The 21,765-nt window shown below is 45.2% G+C and carries 19 protein-coding genes and 1 tRNA gene; 18 read left to right on the plus strand and 2 right to left on the minus strand.

Annotation, left to right across the window (positions count from 1 at the left end; translation table 11 throughout):
- Positions 1–173 precede the first annotated feature (173 nt).
- The 12 genes from EST42_RS09215 to EST42_RS09270 all read left to right on the plus strand — a co-directional run bounded on the left by EST42_RS09215 (position 174) and on the right by EST42_RS09270 (position 11,748).
- Positions 174–245, plus strand: a tRNA-Gln gene (locus EST42_RS09215).
- 121 nt (positions 246–366) lie between these two features.
- Complete coding sequence (locus EST42_RS09220) at positions 367–1,107, plus strand: DUF975 family protein (protein ID WP_245150458.1); 741 nt, start codon at positions 367–369, stop codon at positions 1,105–1,107.
- A 68-nt stretch (positions 1,108–1,175) separates the two neighbouring features.
- Positions 1,176–1,838: an endonuclease III domain-containing protein gene (locus tag EST42_RS09225; RefSeq protein WP_134645154.1), complete on the plus strand. Its 663-nt coding sequence runs from the start codon at positions 1,176–1,178 to the stop codon at positions 1,836–1,838.
- 14 nt (positions 1,839–1,852) lie between these two features.
- Entirely contained in the window at positions 1,853–2,734 is an 882-nt protein-coding gene (locus EST42_RS09230) for a hypothetical protein (protein ID WP_134645155.1), read from the plus strand.
- The gene (locus EST42_RS09235) at positions 2,731–3,204 is read left to right on the plus strand and encodes a SprT family protein (RefSeq protein ID WP_134645156.1); all 474 of its coding nucleotides are present in this window, start codon (positions 2,731–2,733) and stop codon (positions 3,202–3,204) included. Before EST42_RS09230 ends, EST42_RS09235 begins: the two co-directional genes overlap by 4 nt.
- Before the next feature lie 129 nt (positions 3,205–3,333).
- The gene (locus tag EST42_RS09240; protein ID WP_134645157.1) at positions 3,334–5,217 is read left to right on the plus strand and encodes an acyltransferase family protein; all 1,884 of its coding nucleotides are present in this window, start codon (positions 3,334–3,336) and stop codon (positions 5,215–5,217) included.
- A 97-nt stretch (positions 5,218–5,314) separates the two neighbouring features.
- Positions 5,315–5,779: a MarR family transcriptional regulator gene (locus tag EST42_RS09245; protein WP_134645158.1), complete on the plus strand. Its 465-nt coding sequence runs from the start codon at positions 5,315–5,317 to the stop codon at positions 5,777–5,779.
- 118 nt (positions 5,780–5,897) lie between these two features.
- Complete coding sequence (locus EST42_RS09250; RefSeq protein ID WP_134645159.1) at positions 5,898–6,830, plus strand: metal ABC transporter solute-binding protein, Zn/Mn family; 933 nt, start codon at positions 5,898–5,900, stop codon at positions 6,828–6,830.
- Entirely contained in the window at positions 6,827–7,522 is a 696-nt protein-coding gene (locus tag EST42_RS09255) for a metal ABC transporter ATP-binding protein (RefSeq protein WP_134645160.1), read from the plus strand. The genes EST42_RS09250 and EST42_RS09255 overlap by 4 nt, the downstream gene beginning before the upstream one ends.
- Positions 7,515–8,297, plus strand: coding sequence for a metal ABC transporter permease (locus tag EST42_RS09260; protein ID WP_134645161.1), 783 nt, complete (start codon positions 7,515–7,517; stop codon positions 8,295–8,297). Before EST42_RS09255 ends, EST42_RS09260 begins: the two co-directional genes overlap by 8 nt.
- 297 nt (positions 8,298–8,594) lie before the next feature.
- Positions 8,595–10,226, plus strand: coding sequence for an ABC-F family ATP-binding cassette domain-containing protein (locus EST42_RS09265; RefSeq protein WP_010374977.1), 1,632 nt, complete (start codon positions 8,595–8,597; stop codon positions 10,224–10,226).
- 148 nt (positions 10,227–10,374) lie between these two features.
- Entirely contained in the window at positions 10,375–11,748 is a 1,374-nt protein-coding gene (locus EST42_RS09270) for an MATE family efflux transporter (RefSeq protein WP_134645184.1), read from the plus strand.
- 127 nt (positions 11,749–11,875) lie between these two features.
- Here the strand turns inward: EST42_RS09270 and EST42_RS09275 are convergent, their stop codons facing one another.
- Positions 11,876–12,391, minus strand: coding sequence for a hypothetical protein (locus EST42_RS09275; protein ID WP_134645162.1), 516 nt, complete (start codon positions 12,389–12,391; stop codon positions 11,876–11,878).
- A gap of 146 nt (positions 12,392–12,537) precedes the next feature.
- The gene (locus EST42_RS09280) at positions 12,538–13,623 is read right to left on the minus strand and encodes a GntR family transcriptional regulator (protein WP_134645163.1); all 1,086 of its coding nucleotides are present in this window, start codon (positions 13,621–13,623) and stop codon (positions 12,538–12,540) included.
- Positions 13,624–14,032: 409 nt separating this feature from the next.
- Between EST42_RS09280 and EST42_RS09285 the strand changes: the two genes are divergently transcribed.
- From EST42_RS09285 to EST42_RS09310, 6 genes are all read left to right on the plus strand, one after another.
- Entirely contained in the window at positions 14,033–15,007 is a 975-nt protein-coding gene (locus EST42_RS09285; protein WP_134645164.1) for a glycoside hydrolase family 43 protein, read from the plus strand.
- Between the two features lie 26 nt (positions 15,008–15,033).
- Positions 15,034–16,311 (plus strand): oligosaccharide MFS transporter, encoded by a 1,278-nt coding sequence (locus EST42_RS09290; RefSeq protein WP_134645165.1) that lies wholly within the window; start codon positions 15,034–15,036, stop codon positions 16,309–16,311.
- Between the two features lie 471 nt (positions 16,312–16,782).
- The gene (locus tag EST42_RS09295; protein ID WP_134645166.1) at positions 16,783–18,450 is read left to right on the plus strand and encodes a xylulokinase; all 1,668 of its coding nucleotides are present in this window, start codon (positions 16,783–16,785) and stop codon (positions 18,448–18,450) included.
- Positions 18,419–19,132 (plus strand): L-ribulose-5-phosphate 4-epimerase, encoded by a 714-nt coding sequence (locus tag EST42_RS09300; protein WP_134645167.1) that lies wholly within the window; start codon positions 18,419–18,421, stop codon positions 19,130–19,132. The genes EST42_RS09295 and EST42_RS09300 overlap by 32 nt, the downstream gene beginning before the upstream one ends.
- A gap of 33 nt (positions 19,133–19,165) precedes the next feature.
- On the plus strand, positions 19,166–20,593 hold the full coding sequence (gene araA / locus EST42_RS09305; protein ID WP_134645168.1) for an L-arabinose isomerase: 1,428 nt from the start codon (positions 19,166–19,168) through the stop codon (positions 20,591–20,593).
- Between the two features lie 205 nt (positions 20,594–20,798).
- Positions 20,799–21,647 (plus strand): aldo/keto reductase, encoded by an 849-nt coding sequence (locus EST42_RS09310; RefSeq protein ID WP_134645169.1) that lies wholly within the window; start codon positions 20,799–20,801, stop codon positions 21,645–21,647.
- Positions 21,648–21,765 lie beyond the last annotated feature (118 nt).

The raw sequence follows: 21,765 nt of genomic DNA on the forward strand, positions 1-21,765 counted from the left end.
TAAGGCATCGGTTTTTGGTACCGTGTATCGCTGGTTCGAATCCAGCTATCCCAGCTGATGAAAGTCGGTGAGCGAGTACGCTTGCTGGCTTTTTTGTTGCCTTTAAAACGACTGTCAAAAATTGTTGACACAAAAAGTAAGCAACGTTATTATAATATTCGGTGAAAAATGATTGGGATATGGCCAAGTGGTAAGGCATCGGTTTTTGGTACCGTGTATCGCTGGTTCGAATCCAGCTATCCCAGCTACTGAGGGCGGTGTACAGCAATGTATGCCGCCTTTTTTGTTAAATAACCGTAAATCCTTGCCAAGTTGAGTATGTTAAACTAATAGCTAGAGTAAAGGGATATAGATAAGGATATGGGTATGCTAAGCAATTATGATTTGAAGATGCGCGCGCGGTCGCGTGTTAAAGGACCGACCTTTGGCGTTTCGCTGAAAATATCATTGATTTTGATTTTGTGGCAAATTGTCTCAACATTCTGGGACGGTCAACGCACACCGGATCCAAGTTCTTTGGGCTTTGGTGAGTCGGTTCAGTATTTGTTCGGGATGTTCACAACAAGCATGGTGAGCGAAATCATCTTTGGTGTCTTTGGGCTAGGCACGGTGTGGGCATTTGTTGAATGGCGTCGATCGCAAGAAGCACCAGCAAATCCTGTACAAGCGAGTTTGAAGTTCTGGGGCCGTGAGACATTGGTTGACGTGGTTGTGTTGTATGGCCTACGTTTCTTGTTCACAGTATTGTGGACCTTCTTGTTGATTGTGCCGGGAATTATTAAGTCATTTGCTTACTCGCAAGCGGGCTTGATTTTCGCAGAAGACGTAAAAAACGGTGCTAAAATCACGAGCTTGTCAGAATATTTGACACGCTCACAAAACTTGATGCAAGGCTACAAGGGACGCTTTTTCTGGCTACAATTGAGCTTTATCGGTTGGTGGATTTTGGTTGCGCTGACCTTTGGGATTGCCGCAATCTACGTGATTCCATATTATAACGCAACGATGGCGGAATTCTACATAGAAGTGGTTCGCGAACGTCGTTATGGTGCGCGTCGCCCAGTCGGTGACACCGAAATGCCAGCTGACGAGAATGATGAACTATAATAGATAGCAACAAAAGGTTAGGGTTTACTCTAGCCTTTTATTATTGAGATTAAAGCGAGATTGAGACAATGAAGACGTTAGATGTACGAGGGTTGTATGAGCAGCTCTATAATCAAATGGGGCCCCAACGCTGGTGGCCGGCTGAACGCTGGATGGAAACAATTGTCGGCAGTATTTTAATTCAAAATGCGTCAGCCAAGACCGTCGATCCAGTCATTGAGAAGGTTGGACGTGAAACCGGCTTTGATCCACAAGTCCTGATCGGCTTATCACAAGAAGAGCTAGAACAACTCATTTTTGAAGCGGGCCTTTATCGTAGCAAGGCAAAGTATTTGCGAGCGTCATTAGAATTCTTTGGTCAATTTGATTTTGACTTGGCGCCATTGCAAGCATTGGACACTGCTGAACTACGCAAACGCATTCGCGCTGTGAATGGGATTGGTAATGAGACAGCGGATGTGTGGTTGGTATACATATTTGGTCGAGCCCAATTTATTGCGGATTCCTATTCACGTCGGTTAATGAACTTCTTAGGTGGTCCTGAAAAGTTGACCTATGAAAAGGTCCAAAAAGTCGTGATGAATAATTCTGATTTCACACCAGATGAAGCGCGTGAGTTTCATGCTCTGATTGACGAATTCGGTAAGTTGTACCTCCATAATCGCGACCAATTCTTAACGAGTTGGCTTCGTGATGCCAATTTCAATGAACATATTTTGAATCAATTTTAGTAAAGGAGCTCTTGATGGCTAAGAAAGTCGCTGCCTATAAGAAAATCCGACCACCGCGTGTGCGAGTTGGTCGTAATAATGATGCTGGTTATGCCATTCGGGTCGATGTGACGGATACACGGGCAGATATTTATCAGCTTTACACTCACCCGAAAGCGGATCAAAGGGTTCAAATCGACTTTTTCGACCATCAAGAAGTGGCCAGTCGGCGGATTTGGCAACAATTTATCCAGCAAAATGCGGCCCGGGTAACGGAACCAGATGTTGATTTGGTAAGCGTGCAATCTGCCCGACATTCGGGTAGTGTGTATGTGAGTTTTGTGCAGCATGCAAAGCCGGCCTACCAGACCCTCCGCATTGCGCATCATTTAGGGCCAAATTGGCAAAAACTGCCCGTTATTCAAACCCGATTTTTGCAACAAGCGACTGAAGCCGGTGATTGGGTACGCAAAGTGGTGGCTGGTCAATCATTCACACCATTTACGTTTGAAATGTACACCTGGTTACGCTGGTGGTCGCAACCTGGTCTGATGCAAACCCTCGAAAAGCACGGTAAGCATTGGCTTGTTGCCAAGGAGGATCAGCACGACGGTGTATCGGCTGAACAAGTTAATGTTGCGTCGCAGTTACAGCATGGTGCGCTAGTGGTACCACGTGGCGAACAAATGGTTGTTAGCGATACGGGGATTGCGGTGATGAATTATTTCGCCCGTTACTATGAAGCGCAGTTTGTGAAGGCGTACGGCGCTGAAAGTATTTGGCATGCTGATGCGCTGCTTGAGTCAGCTTCAGCGGACACGTTAGGACAGTTTAGTACTGCCAAGGTGAAAAAGCGCCAGTCTGTGAAGATTTCAAACCGTATACCGAAAGATTATCGTGGGGATCGTTGGGGATGACAAACGCTGAATTACAACAACTTGTTGAAACGTTATCGTTGGCTGATTTTGTCCGGCCGTTCCAACACCAAGCGACCTTTAACCGGCGCCTGCGGACAACCGGTGGTCGCTATGTGTTACAAACGCACAATTTGGAAATTAATCCCTTGATGATTGAAGAGTTTAACGAAGCAACGTTGATTGGCGTCATTAAGCATGAGTTAGTGCACTACCATAACCATATCCAAGGGCTACCTTATCAACATAAGGACCGTTATTTTCAAAACGAGTTACAACGAATTGCTGGGTTGAAATATGCACCGGCTACGTCGAAAGCCAAAGTGCGCCAACAAACGAAACATTTATGGGTTTATACCTGCAAAAATGGTCATGAAATTTACCGCCAACGCCGGATTAACGAATTACGATATGTCTGCGGGATTTGTGGTGCCCCAATTCGACTCACTGGTGAACTAAAACGTGACGTCTAACTGTTGCAAAAAGTTTCAAGCCTAAAGGAAACCCTAAAAGCAAGTAATATCGCTTGCTTGTAGCTAGAGAGTAACGTTATTATAGAACTTAGTTTTAATAAGTGAACTGAATGTAGGAAGAGAAGAAAAATGGGGCAAAATTCTGCAGGAAAGCGACGATATATTACAGGTTTTGATGGCTTACGTGCTATCGCTGTAATTGGGGTTATCGTATTTCACCTTTGGCCTAACCGCCTAACGGGCGGTTGGCTAGGGGTGCCGTTGTTTTTTGTGTTATCCGGGTATCTAATTACGGATTTGTTAATCCAAGAATATGATCGCAACGGACGAATTGACTTGATTGGGTTTTATCGACGCCGAATCAAGCGACTATACCCAGCATTGGTGGTGATGTTATTTGCCACAGCGACGATGATTGGGCTATTCGCACGCGATTTACTTTATAATTTACGCGCAATTATTAGCAGCAATATGCTGTACATATATAATATTTGGGCGACGAAGCACGGTGAGTCATATTTCGATTCATGGGGTGGTGCTTCGCCATTTACCCACTTATGGTCATTATCAATTGAAGGGCAATTCTACTTCATTTGGCCAATTATCGTCTTTATCGTGTTGGCATTGCGCATTAAGCGAACGAAGGTATCGATTGCAATTTTGGTTGTTGCCATGTTATCGGCGATTTGGATGGGAATTATGTATGATCCAGCCGATATTAATCGCGCTTATTACGGGACGGACACGCGTATTTTCGCGGTACTGTTTGGAACGGCCTTGGCGTTTACGTGGCCCTCAAATCGGATGAAAATGTCGTTGTCACCACGTGTGAAACGCAACCTGGACATGTTAGGTATCGGTAGTTTGGTACTAACGATTATTGGGTTCTTTTGGCTTAATGGTCAGTGGTCAGCAACGTACATGGGCTTGATGTTTGTCTTTACAGCAGTCATTGCTGGCTTAATTGCGATTACGTCGCACCCGGCATCATTCCTGAGCCACGCCTTGGATAACAAGGTGCTGAATTATCTAGGAACGCGTTCATATAGTATTTATTTGTATCAGTTGCCAGTCTTTGTGTTCTTCGACAAGTTTACGCATCATAACGATTCATTCATCGTGAACTTGTTGAAGATTGCGGTCGTTTTAGGAATTTCAGAATTGAGCTATAGCTATGTCGAAAACGTTTTCCGTCGTTTCAAGAAGCCAGCTATGCAACCGGGCGTAATGCTGAAGGCACGTTTCTTTGCGAGTCGCCAAGCGAAAATTATGGCAACTGTCGCAGCAGTGTTCTTATTGGGAACTGTTAATGCGTTGGCTGCCAAGCAATCAGCAAAGCCGCGCCCTGAGACGCAATTACAAAAGCGTCTTCACGCTAATGCATCAGAGATTAGTACGAAAAATAAGCGTGCACTTGCGGCTGCAAAGGCATCAAATGCAAAGAAGAAGTCGGCTAAGAAGAGTTCCGTCGCGGCAAAGCCGGTTGACCCCGCCTTGTTAAGCAAGTACGGTCTAACCAAGGACCAACTTGGCAAGATTAGTGGTAACGCGGTAACAGCAGTTGGTGATTCAGTCATGGTTGACGTCGCGCCAGATTTGCAAGAATTAATGCCGAATACGGTGGCCGATGCTGCAGTTGGTCGTCAAGCCTACTCAGTGCCAGGTATCTTGCAATCATATGCTGGTCGTGGTGTCTTAGCACCGAACGTCATCATTTCGATTGGTACGAACGGTACGATTGGTGAAGACGTCTTTAAGCAAATCATGAATACAGTCGGTGACCGCCAAGTTTACTGGGTTAATGGTTATGCACATCGTTCATGGGTTGTGACAAACAACCAATTTCTCAATAGTCAGGCCAGTCAGTACCCAAATCTGCACATTGTGGATTGGTATGATGCTGTTAAGGACCACGGTGATTGGTTGGGCGACGATCATGTCCACCCAAATCCAAATGGTTCGGTACAATACGCAGCTGAGATTGCTAAGGCAATGGCTGATAGTAAGAAATAATCAAGAAAACGTCTTTAGCAGGCGTTTTTTTGTTGTCAAAAAAGTAAGTCCGTGTTATTATTAACTGGTTAATTAACCGGTAAAGGAATGTGGCGACATGGCAACAGAGGAATATGCAGAACAGTTAGATCATTTTTTAAATGATGTCCGAGTGATGGCAGAAAACCAACGTGAAATCCTGTTGGGTGAGTCAAATTCGGCCATTACAACAACGCAAGGTCACGTCTTGATGCTGCTTGCTCAGAATGGCCCACAAACGAATTCAGAGTTAGCCCGCGCGTTGGGTGTATCTGGTGCAGCAATTACGAAGGCGATGAAGGGCCTGACTGGTGAAGACGATCCGATGGTCAACACCATTCCAGATCCCGATGATGGACGTGTGAGTCGCTGGTCGTTAACGGGCCTCGGCATCTCGATGGCTTCAGCCCACGCACAACGTCACCGTGAGACATTAGCGGAATATCAAAATGTCTTTGCGGTCTTTACTGAATCTGATCAAACGGCGATTAGTCATTTTTTGACGCTGGTCGCTGATCGATTGCATGGGGACACAGACGACTGATAATTACTGGTGGTTAAGATAACTTCAAGCTTGCGTAATTATGGTGAAATAGCGAGTTAATTGACTTGAGAGGAAGTGAGTTGGTTGGTAGACAACCAACTTAACGGAGGACATAGACATGAAGAAACAGAACCGTCGCTGGGTATTGGCAATCCCGGCCGTTGCCGTTGTAGCGATGATTGGTGGTGTGATTTATCAAGCCGCTACGAAGAATGCCACTGATTGTCAGTCCGGCAAAATTAAAGTTGTCGCAAGTTTAGATAGTTATGGTGAAATCGCAAAGGCGGTTTTAGGTAACCAAGGTTCTGTGACCAGTGTGATGGATGATCCAGATATGGATCCACACGAATTTGAGCCCACGACATCAGACGCTAAGCTATATCAACAGGCCAATGTCATCATCTCGAATGGTGGCGGTTTTGATAATTGGAGCTTGAACTTTGCAAAGCAAAATAAAGACGCCAAAGCGGTGTCATTAGCTAGGTTGTATCACTATACTGATGGCGGTCACGACCATGATGACGACGCAATTGGTAACGAACACTTCTGGTATAAGACAGATGCGGCTGAGCAGCTATCAAAGCAATTGGTTAAGACATATACGCAGTTGGAACCAAGTAAAAAAGCTTACTTCCAATCCAATGCGGCTAAATACATGGCCAGCTTAACCGACTTGCAGGCTATGCAAAAGCAAGTAGAGGCTGATTTAAAGGGTAAGGCCGTGATGGCAACGGAGCCGGTGTTTGATAATACGTTAATTGATTTGGGGGCCACGGTCTTGAATCAATCATTTTCAAAGGCGGTTGATGAACACCAAGATCCGACACCCACGGACATCCGCGCCTGGAATAGTGCGATTGATGATGGCAAGGTGGCGGTGGTGATTTACAACCCACAATCAACGGGTAAGCTAGCAAAACAAGCCATGCAATATGCTAAGAATCACAACGTGCCGGTTGTGCAAGCGACTGAAACACGACCAAAGGGTGATACGTATGCAGAGTGGCAATATAAGCAATTGAAAGCATTGGACGAGGCATTAAAGTCATGACAATTTTAACTGGTTCAGGGGTAGGCATTCAGTTTGGGGAGCGGTGGTTATACCAAGATGTCGCATTTAAACTTGAAAAAGGTCGCGTGATCGCACTAATTGGGGATAATGGTGTTGGTAAAACGACGTTACTACGTGCCATCTTAGGCCAGTTAGAGCTAACTGTCGGTGAATTAAACTGGCAAATTGACGCCAAAAACCGCATGATTAGCTATGTACCGCAGTATCGACCAGATATGCAGGCGTTTCCGTTGAAAGTAATTGATTTTGTATCGTTGAGTTTCGACAAAGGGATTTTGCCCTGGTTGAAGACAACTGAAAAAGAACGCCTCCAGCATGTGCTATCCGATACGCATTTAACAAAAATCGCGAATGCGCGGATTGACACGGCATCAGGTGGTGAACGCCAACGTGCGTATTTAGCACAAGCGTTGGTACAAAACCCAAACGTGCTCATTTTGGACGAAGCCACGGCCAATTTAGATAATGTGGCGAAGTATGAATTGATGGATGTGGTGCGCGATTATCGTGACCATCATGATTTGACGACCATCATGGTCAGCCACGACTTGGATATCATTAGTAAATATGCGGATGACTATTTGTTGTTGACACCAAATGGGAGTGAGTTTGGTCGGATTGACCAACTGGATATGACAAAACTGAAAGCAGGTAATCAAAATCATGCTTAATTATCCATTTATGCAAAACGCCTTTGTTGCGGGGACGTTGATTGCCATTGTTAGTGGCTTTGTTGGCACGTTTGTGGTTGCGCGCCGGATGTCGTTTTTAACCCACACGTTGAGTGAAATCGGGTTTGCGGGGGCGTCATTCGCGCTATATATGAGTTGGTCACCTTTGGTGGGGATGCTCCTGTTCTCGGTTGGGGCCTCAATGACTATTGGTGAAATGGGCGTCAAAGAAAGTCGGTCTGAATCGCTCATTTCAGCGGTGAGCGCGATTGCGATTGGACTAGGAATTGCTTTCCTGGCCTTATCGAAGAAGAACGCCACTGCTGCAACGGGGATTCTGTTTGGGTCGATTTTCAGCATCAGTCGCACGGATGTGATTGAAGTGGTAGTGCTAGCAATCTTGGTTTTGTTAATCGGGTTAGCAATGTTTCGGCCGCTACGCCACTTCGCGTTCGACTACAGCACGGCGCTATTTAGTTTGAAGCATATCCGTTTTATTGAAGTGGCCTTCTTGGCGTTGATGGCAACAACGGTGGCGGTTTCTGCCCAAGTGGTTGGATCATTATTGATTTTCATCTTGATGATTCTACCGGCCAGCTCAGCAATGCGCTGGGGGAGGACCGTTTGGCAAATTATTGGCCTCGCTGTTTTGTTTGCCGTGGTGGGGGTCTGGGTAGCACTTGTGCTGTCATACACGCTTAACCTACCCGTCTCGTTTTTCATTGCTATTATTGAAGCTGGCATTTATTTTGTCAGCTTGATTGGTAAGAAATAAGCGCTAATAGTTAAAAAGAGTGAGACAAATGACGTTATATTAAGGAATCATCCTTTCGGAAAATATTTAAAAGCCACCAATCTGCCGATTTTATATCGGGAGATTGGTGGCTTTTGTGATTGAGGCAGAGACTTCCGTTTTGGGGTGATTGTTCAGTTAAGTACGTATATAGGCAGCGGCGAATTTTGCAATGAGCCAATAAAAATTCCAATCCGGAAAACCCACCACCAAAAATATTCACATTTTCTGTATAATGGAGAATGACATTAAATTGAAGAAAAGGAAACGTAAATAAATATGCTAACTGTTTCAAATGTATCAGTATCATTTACTGGTAAGAAGCTATACGATGACGTTAACTTGAAGTTCACGCCTGGTAACACATACGGTGTTATCGGTGCCAACGGAGCAGGTAAATCAACGTTCTTGAAGGTCTTGGAAGGTAAGCTACAACCGACGACTGGAACGGTCTCAATGGAGGCTAACGAACGTATGTCATCATTGGTACAAGACCACTTTGCCTATGACGCATTCACGGTCTTGGACACTGTTATGCAAGGACACAAGGAATTGTATGACGTGAAGAACCAAATGGACGAAATCTACACGCACGACCCATTTACTGATGAAGACGGTATCAAGGTTGGTGAGTTGTCAGCTCGTTTCGAAGAATTGGACGGTTGGTCAGCTGAAACTGAAGCGGCCCAATTGTTGCAAGGCTTGGGAATTTCAGAAGATCAACACTACATGATGATGTCTGACTTGCCCGAAGTAACGAAGGTTAAGGTTTTGTTGGCCCAAGCTTTGTTTGGTAACCCAGATATCTTGATCCTCGACGAGCCTACCAACGGTTTGGACACGAAGACGATTGCTTGGTTGGAAGACTTCTTGGCTGACTACCAAAACATCGTGATCGTTGTTTCCCACGACCGTCACTTCTTGAACGCCGTTTCAACGATGATTTTGGACGTTGACTTCGGTAAGATCAAGTTGTTCGTTGGTAATTACGACTTCTGGAAGGAATCTTCAGAATTGGCCCAACGTTTGCAATCACAAGCAAATGCTAAGAAGGAAGAGCAAATCAAGGAATTGCAAGACTTTATCGCCCGATTCTCAGCAAACGCCTCAAAGTCAAAGCAAGCCACTTCACGTAAGAAGCAATTGGAGAAAATCACGCTTGATGATATCCAACCTTCAACGCGTAAGTACCCATACATCAACTTTGAAATTCAACGTGAAATCGGAAACGATATGTTGCGCGTTGAAAACTTATCAAAGACAGTTGACGGGGTGAAGTTGTTGGACAATGTGTCATTTACGGTACGTCCTAACGAAAAGGCCCTTGTGATGGCTGAAAACGACGTTGCCGCAACGGCATTGTTGGACATCATCGCCGGTAACGACGAACCTGATGAAGGTACGGTTACTTGGGGTGTCACGACGTCTCACGATTACTTGGCTAAGGATATGAATGTTAACTTCCCTAAGCCAGAAATGCCAATCTTGGACTACTTGCGTGACTTTGCTTCTAAGGAAGAAAGCGACAACACGTTCTTGCGTGGTTTGTTGGGACGTATGTTGTTTAAGGGTGAAGACGCTGAAAAGACGTTGGATGTTTTGTCTGGAGGAGAAAAGGTCCGCGTTATGTTGTCTAAGTTGATGTTGACGAAGCCAAACGTATTGGTTTTGGACGACCCAACGAACCACTTGGACTTGGAGTCAATCACGTCATTGAACGATGGCTTGATTAACTTCAAGGGTGGTATCATCTTCACGTCTCACGACCACACGTTTGCACAAACGATTGCGGATCACATTATCGTGGTTTCAGATCAAGGTGCCATCGATCGTGCCGAGACGACTTACGACGAGTTTATGGCGCACCCAGAAGTGCAAAAGCAACTTGCTGAAAAGAATATTACATTGTAATTAATGATAAAAGAGACGGACTGCTATGGCGGTACGTCTCTTTTTCATTACAAACCTGCACTAATTTCATGAATTTTCACACTTTACACAAAAAGTCTCTATACTATGAATTAATAAGGTTAAAAGAACGAGGGGGATGTCAGTAGTCATGCAAGATTTGACGCAGGGGAACCCAGCAAAGTTGATTATGATGTTTACCATTCCGTTGGTGATTGGGTATTTGGTACAACAGCTATACAACATCTCTGACACATTGGTTGTTGGACAAACGCTGGGGGTAAAGTCACTGGCCGCCGTGGGTGCGACGGGCAGTATTCAGTTTTTGGTAATGGGATTTGTACAGGGGTTTAGTTCGGGGATGTCGATTATCACCGCCCAACGTTTTGGCGCCCACAATATGAATGGTGTCCGCCAATCGTATGCAACAAGTATTATTGCCGGGGTTATCATGTCGGTTATTTTGACGGCCTTGAGCTTGGCATTTATTAATCCGTTGTTGCGCTTGATGCAAACACCTGTCGAGATTTTTGTCGAAGCACGCGTGTTTATTGCAATTATCTTAGCCGGTACGATTGCGACGATGGGCTACAATATTATCTCAAACGCGATGCGTGCGGTTGGTGATAGTAAGGCGCCACTGTACTATCTGATTGTCGGGATGATTTTCAATATCACGGTTGAATTGATTCTGATTCTGAAGTTCGGTTGGGGTGTCGAAGGAGCGGCCTTTGCGACGGTGATGGCACAATTTGTCTCAATTGTGGCTTCGCATTGGCACATTAGTCGGTATACTGACACGTTGCACCTGACTTGGGCGGACTTCAAGCTACCAAAGGGTGAATTGCGTCAGCACATGTTCGCCGGCGTGCCAATGGGCTTCCAACAATCAATTATTGCTATCGGGTCAGTGACGTTAGCTGCTGCTGTGAATACATTGGGAACGGACGCTGTTGCTGCCAATACAGCGGCCTCTAAAGTCGATCAAATCATCATCATGGTGGTGATGTCATTTGGTGTGACAATGGCCACATATACCGCGCAAAACTTTGGTGCTGGTCAATATGGCCGTATTCTGCAGGGTGTGAAGGTGGCGTTGGCCATGGGAATGATTGTTGGAACGATTCTAGGAATCTTAGAAATCGCCTTCGGTCGCGATTTGGTCACGTTGTTCGTTGGTCAGGGCCAACATGAAGTTATGGATTTGGCGCAATTGTACTTCTGGGCAAATGGACTACTATACGCTATCTTGGCAACACTGTTTGTACTCCGTTACACATTGCAAGGCTTGGGCGATGTTAAGACGCCGACCCTTGCCGGTGTCGGTGAAATGGTCGTTCGTTCAGTCGCTGCCTTTTCATTGGTCGTTTGGTTTGGTTTCTTCGGAGCCAGCCTAGCCAACCCACTAGCTTGGATTGGGTCATTGGTTTTCTTGGTCCCAGCCTGGATTAAGGTTGTCCGCCAATTAAAGCAAAAAATCGCAACGGCAGAAGTTGCACCTGAAGCGATACCAGAATTAGATTAAGTAAATCAAATTAAAGAGGTCAGAACTCGCGCGGTTCTGACCTCTTTTTCATGTGTATGAGAATCTAACTAACAAAGAATATCCTCACCCCATGCTTCGTCACAAAGCGACGACTCGTACAAAATGATTAAGACGGCCGCTTAAAATGATTGGCCAGTGAGTCCTGTAATCGCGTCTCCAAACGACGCCCACACTCGCTCCAAACCAGGATGAACCAAGTGATAATTAGGCCGATGGTTAAGACTAAGGAACAAATCTCAGCTGCCATCTTTGGCATCCCTATGCTTTCAAGAACCAGCAAAACCAGTAAAAAAATAAATGGTCCTGCGACAACTAATCCTAGGGTCATGGCTAGGGTGTCTTCCTTAGACTTGCGAATAGCAACGGCTTCCTCTTGGCCCGCAATGACCAAGTCAATTAATTCATCCTTAGTCGCGATTTCCAAATACTTGCGCTCGTAAGCTGAAAAAATTTGTTCGAAGGCCATTGCTTCTTCGATGTGATCGCCAATTCCATAGGGGGCAATCGTTTCAGCAAATACCGTGCGGCTCAGGTTAAATAATTGTTCGAGACCGAAGTCTTGTGTGCCGTCTTCAAAATAGAATGTTAACGTTGTTGTTTGTTTATTAACCAGATAGTACATAACCGAAACCCTCCTATATAAGTATGACTCATGTTAATGTACATCAATTATCTTATTGTTACAAAATTGTTTCAAATAATCTGCTCATAAGGCGTTTGCTTTGACAGTGGAAACAAAAAGAGCTACCGATAGTAGCTCTTTTTGTGTTAATTGACGCGATAGTTAGATGAATCGCGAATGATAATGTCACTATCATAGCGGACGTTTTCCACGGGATGTCCCTTGATTAGCTCAAGGAGCATCCGTCCGGCATCACGCCCCATCTTACCTTGTGGGTGACGCGCGGTTGTTAGACTTGGCGTCATGTAGTGAGACATCGCATAATCGTCAAATCCAACAATCGCAATATCCTCCGGTACCCGCAAACCAAGTGACTTCACCAAATCAATCGTTTGAATGGCCAAGGCATCGTTGTACAAAGCCAAGGCGGTTGGTCGATCAGCAGCTTCCAAGTGTGTTTCAATCTTATTCAAGATTTGCGCATTGCTAGCCTCGTCGTTTGATTGATACATGATGATGTTACTGTGCAACGCAATCGCAGAGTGTTGCTGGTACGCCTTGTAGAAACCTTGCATACGGTGCGCACCCTGGACGTCATCAACCTTGAACACGCCCAAAATGCGTTCGTGGCCTTGTGCGATTAAGTGATTAATCAAATCAGCTTCTGAATTGATATCGTCCACCTCTAAGTAGGGAAAGTCGAAATGTTCATAAGTTGAATTGATAAAGACGGTTGGAATGCCAAGTTCGCGAATTTGATCATATAAATCTTTATTGGCGTTTGGCAAAGCGGACATGGTTGGTTCGATAATCAACCCGTTAACGTCTGTTTCAATCATTCGCATCAGGCTTTGGCGCTCACGTTCATAAGTGTTGTGCGTATTACTAATGAAGAGCGAGTAGCCTTCATCTGAAATCACGCGGTCGATGCCGCTGATAATCTCAGGGAAGATATAGTCGGCTAGGTGGGTTGTAATCACCCCGATGACCTTATTGTCAGAAGTTGTTGCCGGCGCTTTATTCCAATCATCAACATACATACCACCACCTTGAACGCGGTAGAGGAAATGTTCTTGTTCTAAATCACTGGTTGCACGACGGACGGTATAGCGACTGACGCCATATTGTTCGGTTAAGTTAGCTTCGGTTGGTAATTTGTCGCCAATGGCGTATTTACCAGAAAGTATATCATCTCGAAGCCCTTTCTTAACGATATCGTATTTCGTATCCATATTAGACCCAATCTCTTTGTCGTGTTTATTTACGATATTCATTATACAAGTAATTGTCCGTTTGTGTTAGACAAAACCGTGAATTGTTATGAAAAGCAGATATAAACAAGCAATAACCAATTATTGTCCGTACAAATTTAAACGCATCCGGGACAGTAGATGATAATCACTAGTGAAAGGGTTATTCTGGTACAAAATAGGCCTTCAATTATACGTAAAGTCTATAAATAGGCGTTTTTTAACTAAAAAACCGTATTATTAATTTGCGATAAATGTATCAAAGTTTAAGAAAATGTGACTTGGACGTTAACTGAATGTTTTTGGGGTTGTAATTTGTCCGTACAAGTGCTTTAATAATACTCGTAAAAGAAAGAAAACGCTTTCAAGGAATTTTAGGAGTTTAATAGATATGACAGTTCGCTACGAAAACCCGGTGATCATCCAACGTGCTGATCCATATATCTACAAGCACACGGATGGTTATTACTACTTTGTTGCTTCGGTACCGGCTTACAACTTAATTGAGTTGCGTCGTGCGAAGACGATTGATGGTTTGGTTCACGCAATGCCACGCACAATCTGGCGTAAGCACGATTCAGGTACCGGCGCACAAAGCGAATTGATTTGGGCACCAGAGTTACACTACACGGATGGTAAGTGGTATGTGTACTATGCTGCTTCACACACAACGGCATTTGATAAAAATGGGATGTTCCAACACCGGATGTTTGCTATCGAATGTGACGCAGAAGATCCAATGGAATCAGAAGACAACTGGGTTGAAAAGGGACAAATTGAAACGCACCTTGATTCATTTGCTCTGGATGCAACGTCATTTGAATTAAACGACAAGTTGTACTACATATGGGCGCAAAAGGACCCTGAAATTAAGGGCAACTCAAACTTGTACATCGCTGAAATGGAAAACCCATGGACGTTGAAGACGGCGCCGGTTATGTTGTCAAAGCCAGAATTTGATTGGGAAACTAAGATTTTCTGGGTGAATGAAGGACCAGCCATCTTGAAGCGTAACGGTAAGGTGTTCTTGACGTTCTCTGGTTCGGCCACTGATGAAAACTACGCGATGGGGATGTTGTGGATCGAAGATGACAAGAATGTCTTGAATGCTGCAAACTGGCACAAGCTGGACCACCCCGTTTTCCAATCAGATATGGCAAACGGTTTGTACGGTCCAGGTCATAACTCATTTACGGTTGCTGAAGATGGTGAAACAGATTTGTTGGTTTACCACGTCCGCAACTACTTGGATATCAAGGGTGATCCTTTGTACGATCCGAACCGCCACACGATGGTCCAACCATTCGAGTGGGACGATAACGGCTTCCCGGTATTTGGCAAGCCACAACCATTTACTTTTAACTAACGAATGAAAAACTCAGGGGGATTATCATGAGTCAAGTGGTTAAGGAAAGCAAGCATTTCTGGGGATTTGCGGCTTCGCACTTTAGTTACTTCTTTATTTGGGCAATTACGTATGGATTTTTGACACTTTGGTTGGGCCAACAAGCTGGTCTATCAGGTGCACAATCCGGGGTGGTCTTCTCATTGATGGCGGGTATGTCATTACTGTTCCAACCATTGTTCGGTATCATTTCTGACAAGTTGGTATTTAAAAAGACGCTGTTGATTACGATTGCGGTTGCCGGAATCTTCATTGGACCTTACTTCCAATGGGCCTTCATGCCAATTTTGGCTATCAGTCCAGTTTTGGCTTCAATTGTAACGGGTATTGTATTGGCGTTCATCTTGAACGGTGGTGTGTCAGTTATTGAGCAGTACGTACAACGTGCCTCGTTGGCGAACAAGTTCGAGTTTGGTCACTCACGTATGGGTGGATCAGTTGCAGGGGCCGTATCAGCTTTGGTAGCCGGTCGTTTGTTCTTGTGGCAACCAAACGCTATCTGGTGGGCCTGCTCGGCGTCAGCGGTTTTGCTGACGATGTTGTTGTTGTTCTCAACGAAGATTAACTTCTCAAATGCCGCTGCTGCAATGGGTAGCTCAAACGAAAAGTTGACGAAGAAGGATGTCTTCTCAATCTTTAAGTTGCGTAACTTCTGGATTTTGGCTTTGTTCTACATGGGAGCCTCAGCTGTGTTCGATGTGTTCGACCAACAATTTATCGTATTCTTCAAGACGTTCTTTGAGACTGACTCACAAGGAACAATCATGTACTCATACATGAACTCAGCGCAAACAGTCATTGAATTGTGCTTGATGATTCCAATGCCATTCATCATCAACAAGATTGGTGCCCGTAATGGATTGTTGATTTACGGATTCTTGACGTTCGTACGTATCTTTGGATCAGCTATGGCACCATCATGGGAGTGGATTGTTTTCTTCCGTTTGCTAGCTGGTTTCGAAATGCCATTGTTGTTGGTTTCAATCATGAAGTACATCTCAGGTGCCTTCGACATCCGTTTGTACGCAACGGTTTACGCCTTGGCATCTAACTTTGCTAAGCAAATCTCAGTCTTTATCTTCTCAACAGTTGCCGGATCAATGTATGACAAAGTTGGCTACCAATCAACGTACTTGATGATGTCAGCCGTGGTTATGGTCATCACATTGGTAGCCGTATTCTTTTTGGAACGCGAGAAGAAGGTTAACCCAGTCGAAGAGGCGGCAGGTGGCCCGGTGGAACAGGTAACTGAATCCCATGCCTAACATCAATTAACCCTTAAAAATTGTGAGAGATTTTTTAGGCTAATAATTCCAAAATTTTCCCAGTAAGTCCAGCGAGGCTTGCTGGGATTTTTGGTTTGCTGTCATGGACGGTTATCAAAGTCTCTATATCCATGCTGATCAAACAAACAGAGAATATCTCGGCTGCTGGTGTGGTGGTCGGAGTCGTACCCCAACCACCACACCTCGTCGCAACGCTACGACACACAAAAAATAACATTTGTACGTAAAATTAAAACAGACTATACATTTGTCCGGAATTAAATGAATGCCCGTTAATAGGCGTTTCGGCCGACTATTCCTGGAAAACTAACGTGAATTAACTGTTATTTATATGTCTAAATTTTGAATTTTTCGAATCATCTCTTGATTTGTCCGGACAATTGATTTAATATAATTCATGTAAACGATTACAAAACGCAAAATGATTCTCGTTTGAGGGGAAACGGAATAATGAATAAAGAAGAAATTCAAAACGAAATTATGAACGGTCAAGCCGCTTTGGGAATTGAGTTTGGTTCAACTCGTATCAAGGCTGTCTTGGTTGCCACAGACTTCTCAACAATTGCTGTTGGAAGTCATGAATGGGAAAACAAGCTTGAAAATGGCGTGTGGACGTACTCACTAGAAGATATCTGGTCAGGTGTCCAAGATGCTTACCGCGATATGGCGGATCAAGTTAACATCGAACATGGCACAGTTATTCGTAACTTGTCATCAATTGGTTTCGCAGCGATGATGCACGGTTACATGGCCTTTGATAAGGGTGGTAACTTGTTGGTGCCTTTCCGAACTTGGCGTAACGCCATCACGGGTCAAGCCGCTAGCCAATTGACAGAGTTGTTCGACTTTAACATTCCACAACGTTGGAGTATCGCTCACTTGTTCCAAGCCATCTTGAACCAAGAGGCGCACGTGAAGGATATCGACTTTATGACGACGTTGGCTGGTTACGTGCACTGGCAAATAACTGGTGAAAAAGTGTTGGGTGTCGGGGATGCTTCAGGGGTCTTCCCAATCGATTCAAACACGGTCGATTACGACGAGGGCATGTTGAACAAGTTCAACGAGTTGAAGTCAGCCCAACAATATCACTGGACGTTACGTGACATTTTGCCAACGGTTAAGTCAGCTGGTGAAGAAGCGGGTCGCTTAACGGACGAAGGTGCTAAGCTGCTGGACCCAAGTGGTTTGCTGGTTGGTGGTGCGGTTGCCGCAGCACCTGAAGGAGACGCTGGAACAGGCATGGTTGCGACGAACTCAGTTAAGCAACGTACGGCTAACGTATCAGCTGGTACATCAGCCTTTGCCATGATTGTCTTGGAAAAGGCTTTGTCACAAGCCCACGAAGACATCGATATGGTGACGACGCCTGATGGTTCAGCGGTTGCCATGGTTCACGCCAATAACAGCTCATCAGAAATTAATGCTTGGGCTCGGATGTTTAAGCAATTCGCACAAGCTATTGGTGCTGAACTTAGCGCGAATGACTTGTACCGTGCCTTGTTCCGTTCCGTTTTGGATGCCCGCCCAGACGCGGGTGGCTTGCTAAGCTACGGTTACCACTCAGGTGAAAATATCACGGGTGTTAACGAAGGTCGTCCATTGTTTGTTCGCACGCCAAATGCGGAATTCAACTTGCCTAACTTGATGCGCATGCACCTATATTCAGCATTCGGTGCCGTTAAGATCGGGTTGGACATTTTGAAGCAAGAAGACGTTGTGATGGACTCAGTTGTTGCCCAAGGTGGTATTTTCAACACACCAGTCGTTGGTCAAAAGATTTTGGCTGCAGTTATGGACGCCCCTGTGACGTTGATGACGAACGCTGGTGAAGGTGGCCCTTGGGGAATGGCAATCTTGTCACAATATGTGACGATGCGCGAAGCTGGTGAGTCATTGGCAGACTTCTTGGAAAACCGCGTCTTCGCGAACCAAGACAGTACAACGATGGCGCCTGATCCAGTTGACGTCGCTGGTTTTGAAGAGTTTATGGTTCGCTACAAGGACGGTATCGCGATCGAAAAGGCCGCCATTGATGCCATCTCAGACGAACCGGTGGTTGCAACAGTAGAGGAGGATGAAATTCATGTTGGAGAACTTGAAGCAGCGCGTGTATGAGGCAAATATGGCTTTGCCAAAGCACGATTTGATTAAGTTTACTTGGGGAAATGTTTCAGAAATTGATCGCGAAAGTGGTTTGTTCGTGATTAAGCCTTCTGGGGTTGATTATGATGATTTGACGCCAGATGACATGGTTGTCGTTGATTTGGACGGGAATGTCGTTGAAGGAGATTTGAACCCTTCAAGCGATACGGACACACACCGTGTCTTGTACAAGGAATTCCCAGATATCGGCGGTATTGTGCACACGCACTCACCATGGGCTGTTTCATTTGCGCAAGCTGGCGTGGATATTCCAGCAGCTGGTACAACACACGCGGATACGTTCTACGGTGATATTCCGGCCACGTCACTAATGACGGAAGCTGAAATCAATGGGGCCTACGAGTTGGAGACGGGAAATGTCATTGTGAAGACATTTGAAGACCGTTTCATCGACCCTAATGAAGTACCGGCGGTTTTGGTACAAGATCACGGCCCATTTGTTTGGGGACCAAATGCCGAGAAGGCAGTTTATAACTCAGTTGTGTTAGAGGAAGTTGCACAAATGACCTACCACACAATGATGTTGAACCCACACAACGTGCACATGTCACAAACGTTGTTGGACAAGCACTACTTGCGTAAGCACGGTGCGAACGCCTATTACGGTCAAAAGAAGACAGAAGTTACTAACTAACATTCGGGAAATTACTTAAGGGGAATAATGATTATGTTTAACACTAGCAATTATAAGTTCTGGTTTATCACGGGTTCACAATTCTTGTACGGACCTGAGACATTGCAAGAAGTTGAAGCGAACGCGAAGAAGATTGTCGATGGCTTGAACGGATCAGGTGTCTTGCCATACCCCGTTGAATTCAAGTTGGTGGCAACGACATCAGAAAATATTGCAGCTGCCATGAAGGAAGCTAACTTCGACGATTCGGTTGCCGGTGTGATTACGTGGATGCACACGTTCTCACCAGCTAAGAACTGGATCCGCGGTACGCAATTGTTGCAAAAGCCATTGTTGCACTTGGCAACGCAGTTCTTGAACAACTTGCCTTACGACACGATTGACTTCGACTACATGAACACGAACCAATCAGCCCACGGCGACCGCGAATACGCCTTCATCAATGCTCGTTTGGGTATTAACAACAAGATCATCTCAGGTCACTGGGCTGACCAAGAAGTGCAAGAAGCCGTTGCTAACTGGATGGACGTAGCAGTTGCCTACAACGAATCATTCAAGATTAAGGTTGTGACATTCGGTGATAAGATGCGCAACGTGGCCGTTACTGACGGGGACAAGGTTGAAGCGCAAATCAAGTTCGGTTGGACGGTTGATTACTGGGCTGTTGGTGATTTGGTTGAGGCGGTTAATGCCGTTAACCCTGATGATATCGATGCTAAGTACGCTGAATTGGAAAAGGAATACGACTTCGTTATCGGCGACAACATACCAGAAAAGTTTGAGCACAACGTGAAGTATCAATTGCGTGAGTACTTCGGTATCAAGCACTTCATGGACAAGAACGGTTACACGGCCTTCACGACCAACTTCGAAGACTTGTTTGGTTTGGAGCAATTGCCAGGTTTGGCCGCACAATTGTTGATGGCTGAAGGTTACGGATTTGCTGGTGAAGGTGACTGGAAGACGGCTGCCTTGGTACGTTTGATGAAGATCATGGCTCATAACGAGTCAACGGTCTTCATGGAAGACTACACATTGGACTTCCGTAAGGGTCACGAAGCGATCTTGGGCTCACACATGTTGGAAGTTGACCCAACAATCGCCTCAGACAAACCACGTGTTGAAGTTCACCCACTGGGAATCGGTGGTAAGGCTGATCCTGCCCGTTTGGTATTCACTGGTATGGAAGGTGACGGAATTGACGCCACGATGGCTGACTACGGTAACGAGTTCAAGTTGATGTCATATGATGTAACTGGTAACAAGCCAGAAGCTGAAATGCCTCACTTGCCGGTGGCTAAGCAATTGTGGACGCCTAAGCAAGGTTTGAACAAGGGTGCTGTCGGTTGGATGTCAGTTGGTGGTGGTCACCACACGGTTTTGTCATTCAAGATTACAGCTGAGCAATTGCAAGACTTGTCAAACATGTTCAAGTTGACTTACGTTGACATCAAGGACTAATTATTTAAACACAAACCCAAAACGTTTTAACTTAACAAATTAACGAATACTCTCAAAATATATCTCGAAAATAACTTAAAAATCTCAAAAGCAGAAGCGACGTCCCCAAAGGCGTCGCTTTTGTGTTGGTGATGATGTATAAGTCATGGAAAAGTTATATTTGTGCGGACAAAATCGGGTAAAATGAACAGCGGAGGGATTTAACATGTCTGATTTAACAACAAAGGTAACCCTTGTTGATGGCCATGAGATGCCGTTGCAAGGACTCGGATTATATAAGGTCACAAGCCAAGCGGAGCTAACGGGTGTTGTACAGTCAGCTTGGGAGAGCGGCTACCGTTTATTTGATACGGCACAGATGTACAAGAACGAGGGGATGTTGGGGGTTGCAATTAAGGAGCTCTCATTGCCACGTGACGATATGTTTGTGACGACAAAGGTCGCAGAAGCTAATCAGGGTTACGATGCAACGTTGGCCTCTGTGGAAGCCTCATTGCGCGAGCTAGATATGGACTACGTTGACTTGCTATTAGTTCACTGGCCATTGCACCAACACTTCTTTGAGACGTGGCGTGCTTTTGAACGTTTGAAGGACGAACGGCTAGTGAAGTCAATCGGTACGTCAAATTACGGCATGGTACATTTGCAATATTTGGCAACTAAGGCTAATGAGCAGCCGGTGGTTAACCAGGTCGAGAACCACCCACATTTGACGCAGGACGCCTTGTTTCAGTATCACCAAGATAATCACATTGTGACGCAAGCATGGGCGCCATTGGGTCGCGGATCGGTTTTGGCAGAGCCTGTGATTGTTGAAATTGCGGCGAAGTACCAAAAGTCACCAGCGCAAGTTGTTTTGCGCTGGCACGTCCAACGTGGCACAAGCATTATTCCAAAATCATCACGTCCTGAGCGAGTGGTTGAAAACGGGAATGTTTATGACTTCGCACTAACTGACGAAGAAATGGCACTGATTACCGGCTTGAATAAGTTCGAGCGTATCAGCCAAGAACCAGAGCAGGTTTACGAGCGTGGGGCTCAGTATCCACACTAAAGTAGTTTATTAATTTTTTTTAGGCAGGTTTGTTTATATACGAACCTGCCTTTTTCGCGCCTAATCTCAAGTTAAACAAATAGAGAACCTCTCGACTGCTGGCGTGGTGGCGACTTGC

The organism is Weissella cibaria, assembly GCF_004521965.1.
In the GTDB taxonomy this organism is placed as follows: Bacteria; Bacillota; Bacilli; order Lactobacillales; family Lactobacillaceae; genus Weissella; species Weissella cibaria_A.

Bases quoted from the DNA above. Each gene is read 5' to 3' on its own strand.
- EST42_RS09220 (WP_245150458.1), top strand. From the start codon at position 367: ATGCTAAGCAATTATGATTTGAAGATGCGCGCGCGGTCGCGTGTTAAA.
- EST42_RS09225 (WP_134645154.1), top strand. From the start codon at position 1,176: ATGAAGACGTTAGATGTACGAGGGTTGTATGAGCAGCTCTATAATCAA.
- EST42_RS09230 (WP_134645155.1), top strand. From the start codon at position 1,853: ATGGCTAAGAAAGTCGCTGCCTATAAGAAAATCCGACCACCGCGTGTG.
- EST42_RS09235 (WP_134645156.1), top strand. From the start codon at position 2,731: ATGACAAACGCTGAATTACAACAACTTGTTGAAACGTTATCGTTGGCT.
- EST42_RS09240 (WP_134645157.1), top strand. From the start codon at position 3,334: ATGGGGCAAAATTCTGCAGGAAAGCGACGATATATTACAGGTTTTGAT.
- EST42_RS09245 (WP_134645158.1), top strand. From the start codon at position 5,315: ATGGCAACAGAGGAATATGCAGAACAGTTAGATCATTTTTTAAATGAT.
- EST42_RS09250 (WP_134645159.1), top strand. From the start codon at position 5,898: ATGAAGAAACAGAACCGTCGCTGGGTATTGGCAATCCCGGCCGTTGCC.
- EST42_RS09255 (WP_134645160.1), top strand. From the start codon at position 6,827: ATGACAATTTTAACTGGTTCAGGGGTAGGCATTCAGTTTGGGGAGCGG.
- EST42_RS09260 (WP_134645161.1), top strand. From the start codon at position 7,515: ATGCTTAATTATCCATTTATGCAAAACGCCTTTGTTGCGGGGACGTTG.
- EST42_RS09265 (WP_010374977.1), top strand. From the start codon at position 8,595: ATGCTAACTGTTTCAAATGTATCAGTATCATTTACTGGTAAGAAGCTA.
- EST42_RS09270 (WP_134645184.1), top strand. From the start codon at position 10,375: ATGCAAGATTTGACGCAGGGGAACCCAGCAAAGTTGATTATGATGTTT.
- EST42_RS09275 (WP_134645162.1), bottom strand. From the start codon at position 12,391: ATGTACTATCTGGTTAATAAACAAACAACAACGTTAACATTCTATTTT.
- EST42_RS09280 (WP_134645163.1), bottom strand. From the start codon at position 13,623: ATGGATACGAAATACGATATCGTTAAGAAAGGGCTTCGAGATGATATA.
- EST42_RS09285 (WP_134645164.1), top strand. From the start codon at position 14,033: ATGACAGTTCGCTACGAAAACCCGGTGATCATCCAACGTGCTGATCCA.
- EST42_RS09290 (WP_134645165.1), top strand. From the start codon at position 15,034: ATGAGTCAAGTGGTTAAGGAAAGCAAGCATTTCTGGGGATTTGCGGCT.
- EST42_RS09295 (WP_134645166.1), top strand. From the start codon at position 16,783: ATGAATAAAGAAGAAATTCAAAACGAAATTATGAACGGTCAAGCCGCT.
- EST42_RS09300 (WP_134645167.1), top strand. From the start codon at position 18,419: ATGTTGGAGAACTTGAAGCAGCGCGTGTATGAGGCAAATATGGCTTTG.
- araA (WP_134645168.1), top strand. From the start codon at position 19,166: ATGTTTAACACTAGCAATTATAAGTTCTGGTTTATCACGGGTTCACAA.
- EST42_RS09310 (WP_134645169.1), top strand. From the start codon at position 20,799: ATGTCTGATTTAACAACAAAGGTAACCCTTGTTGATGGCCATGAGATG.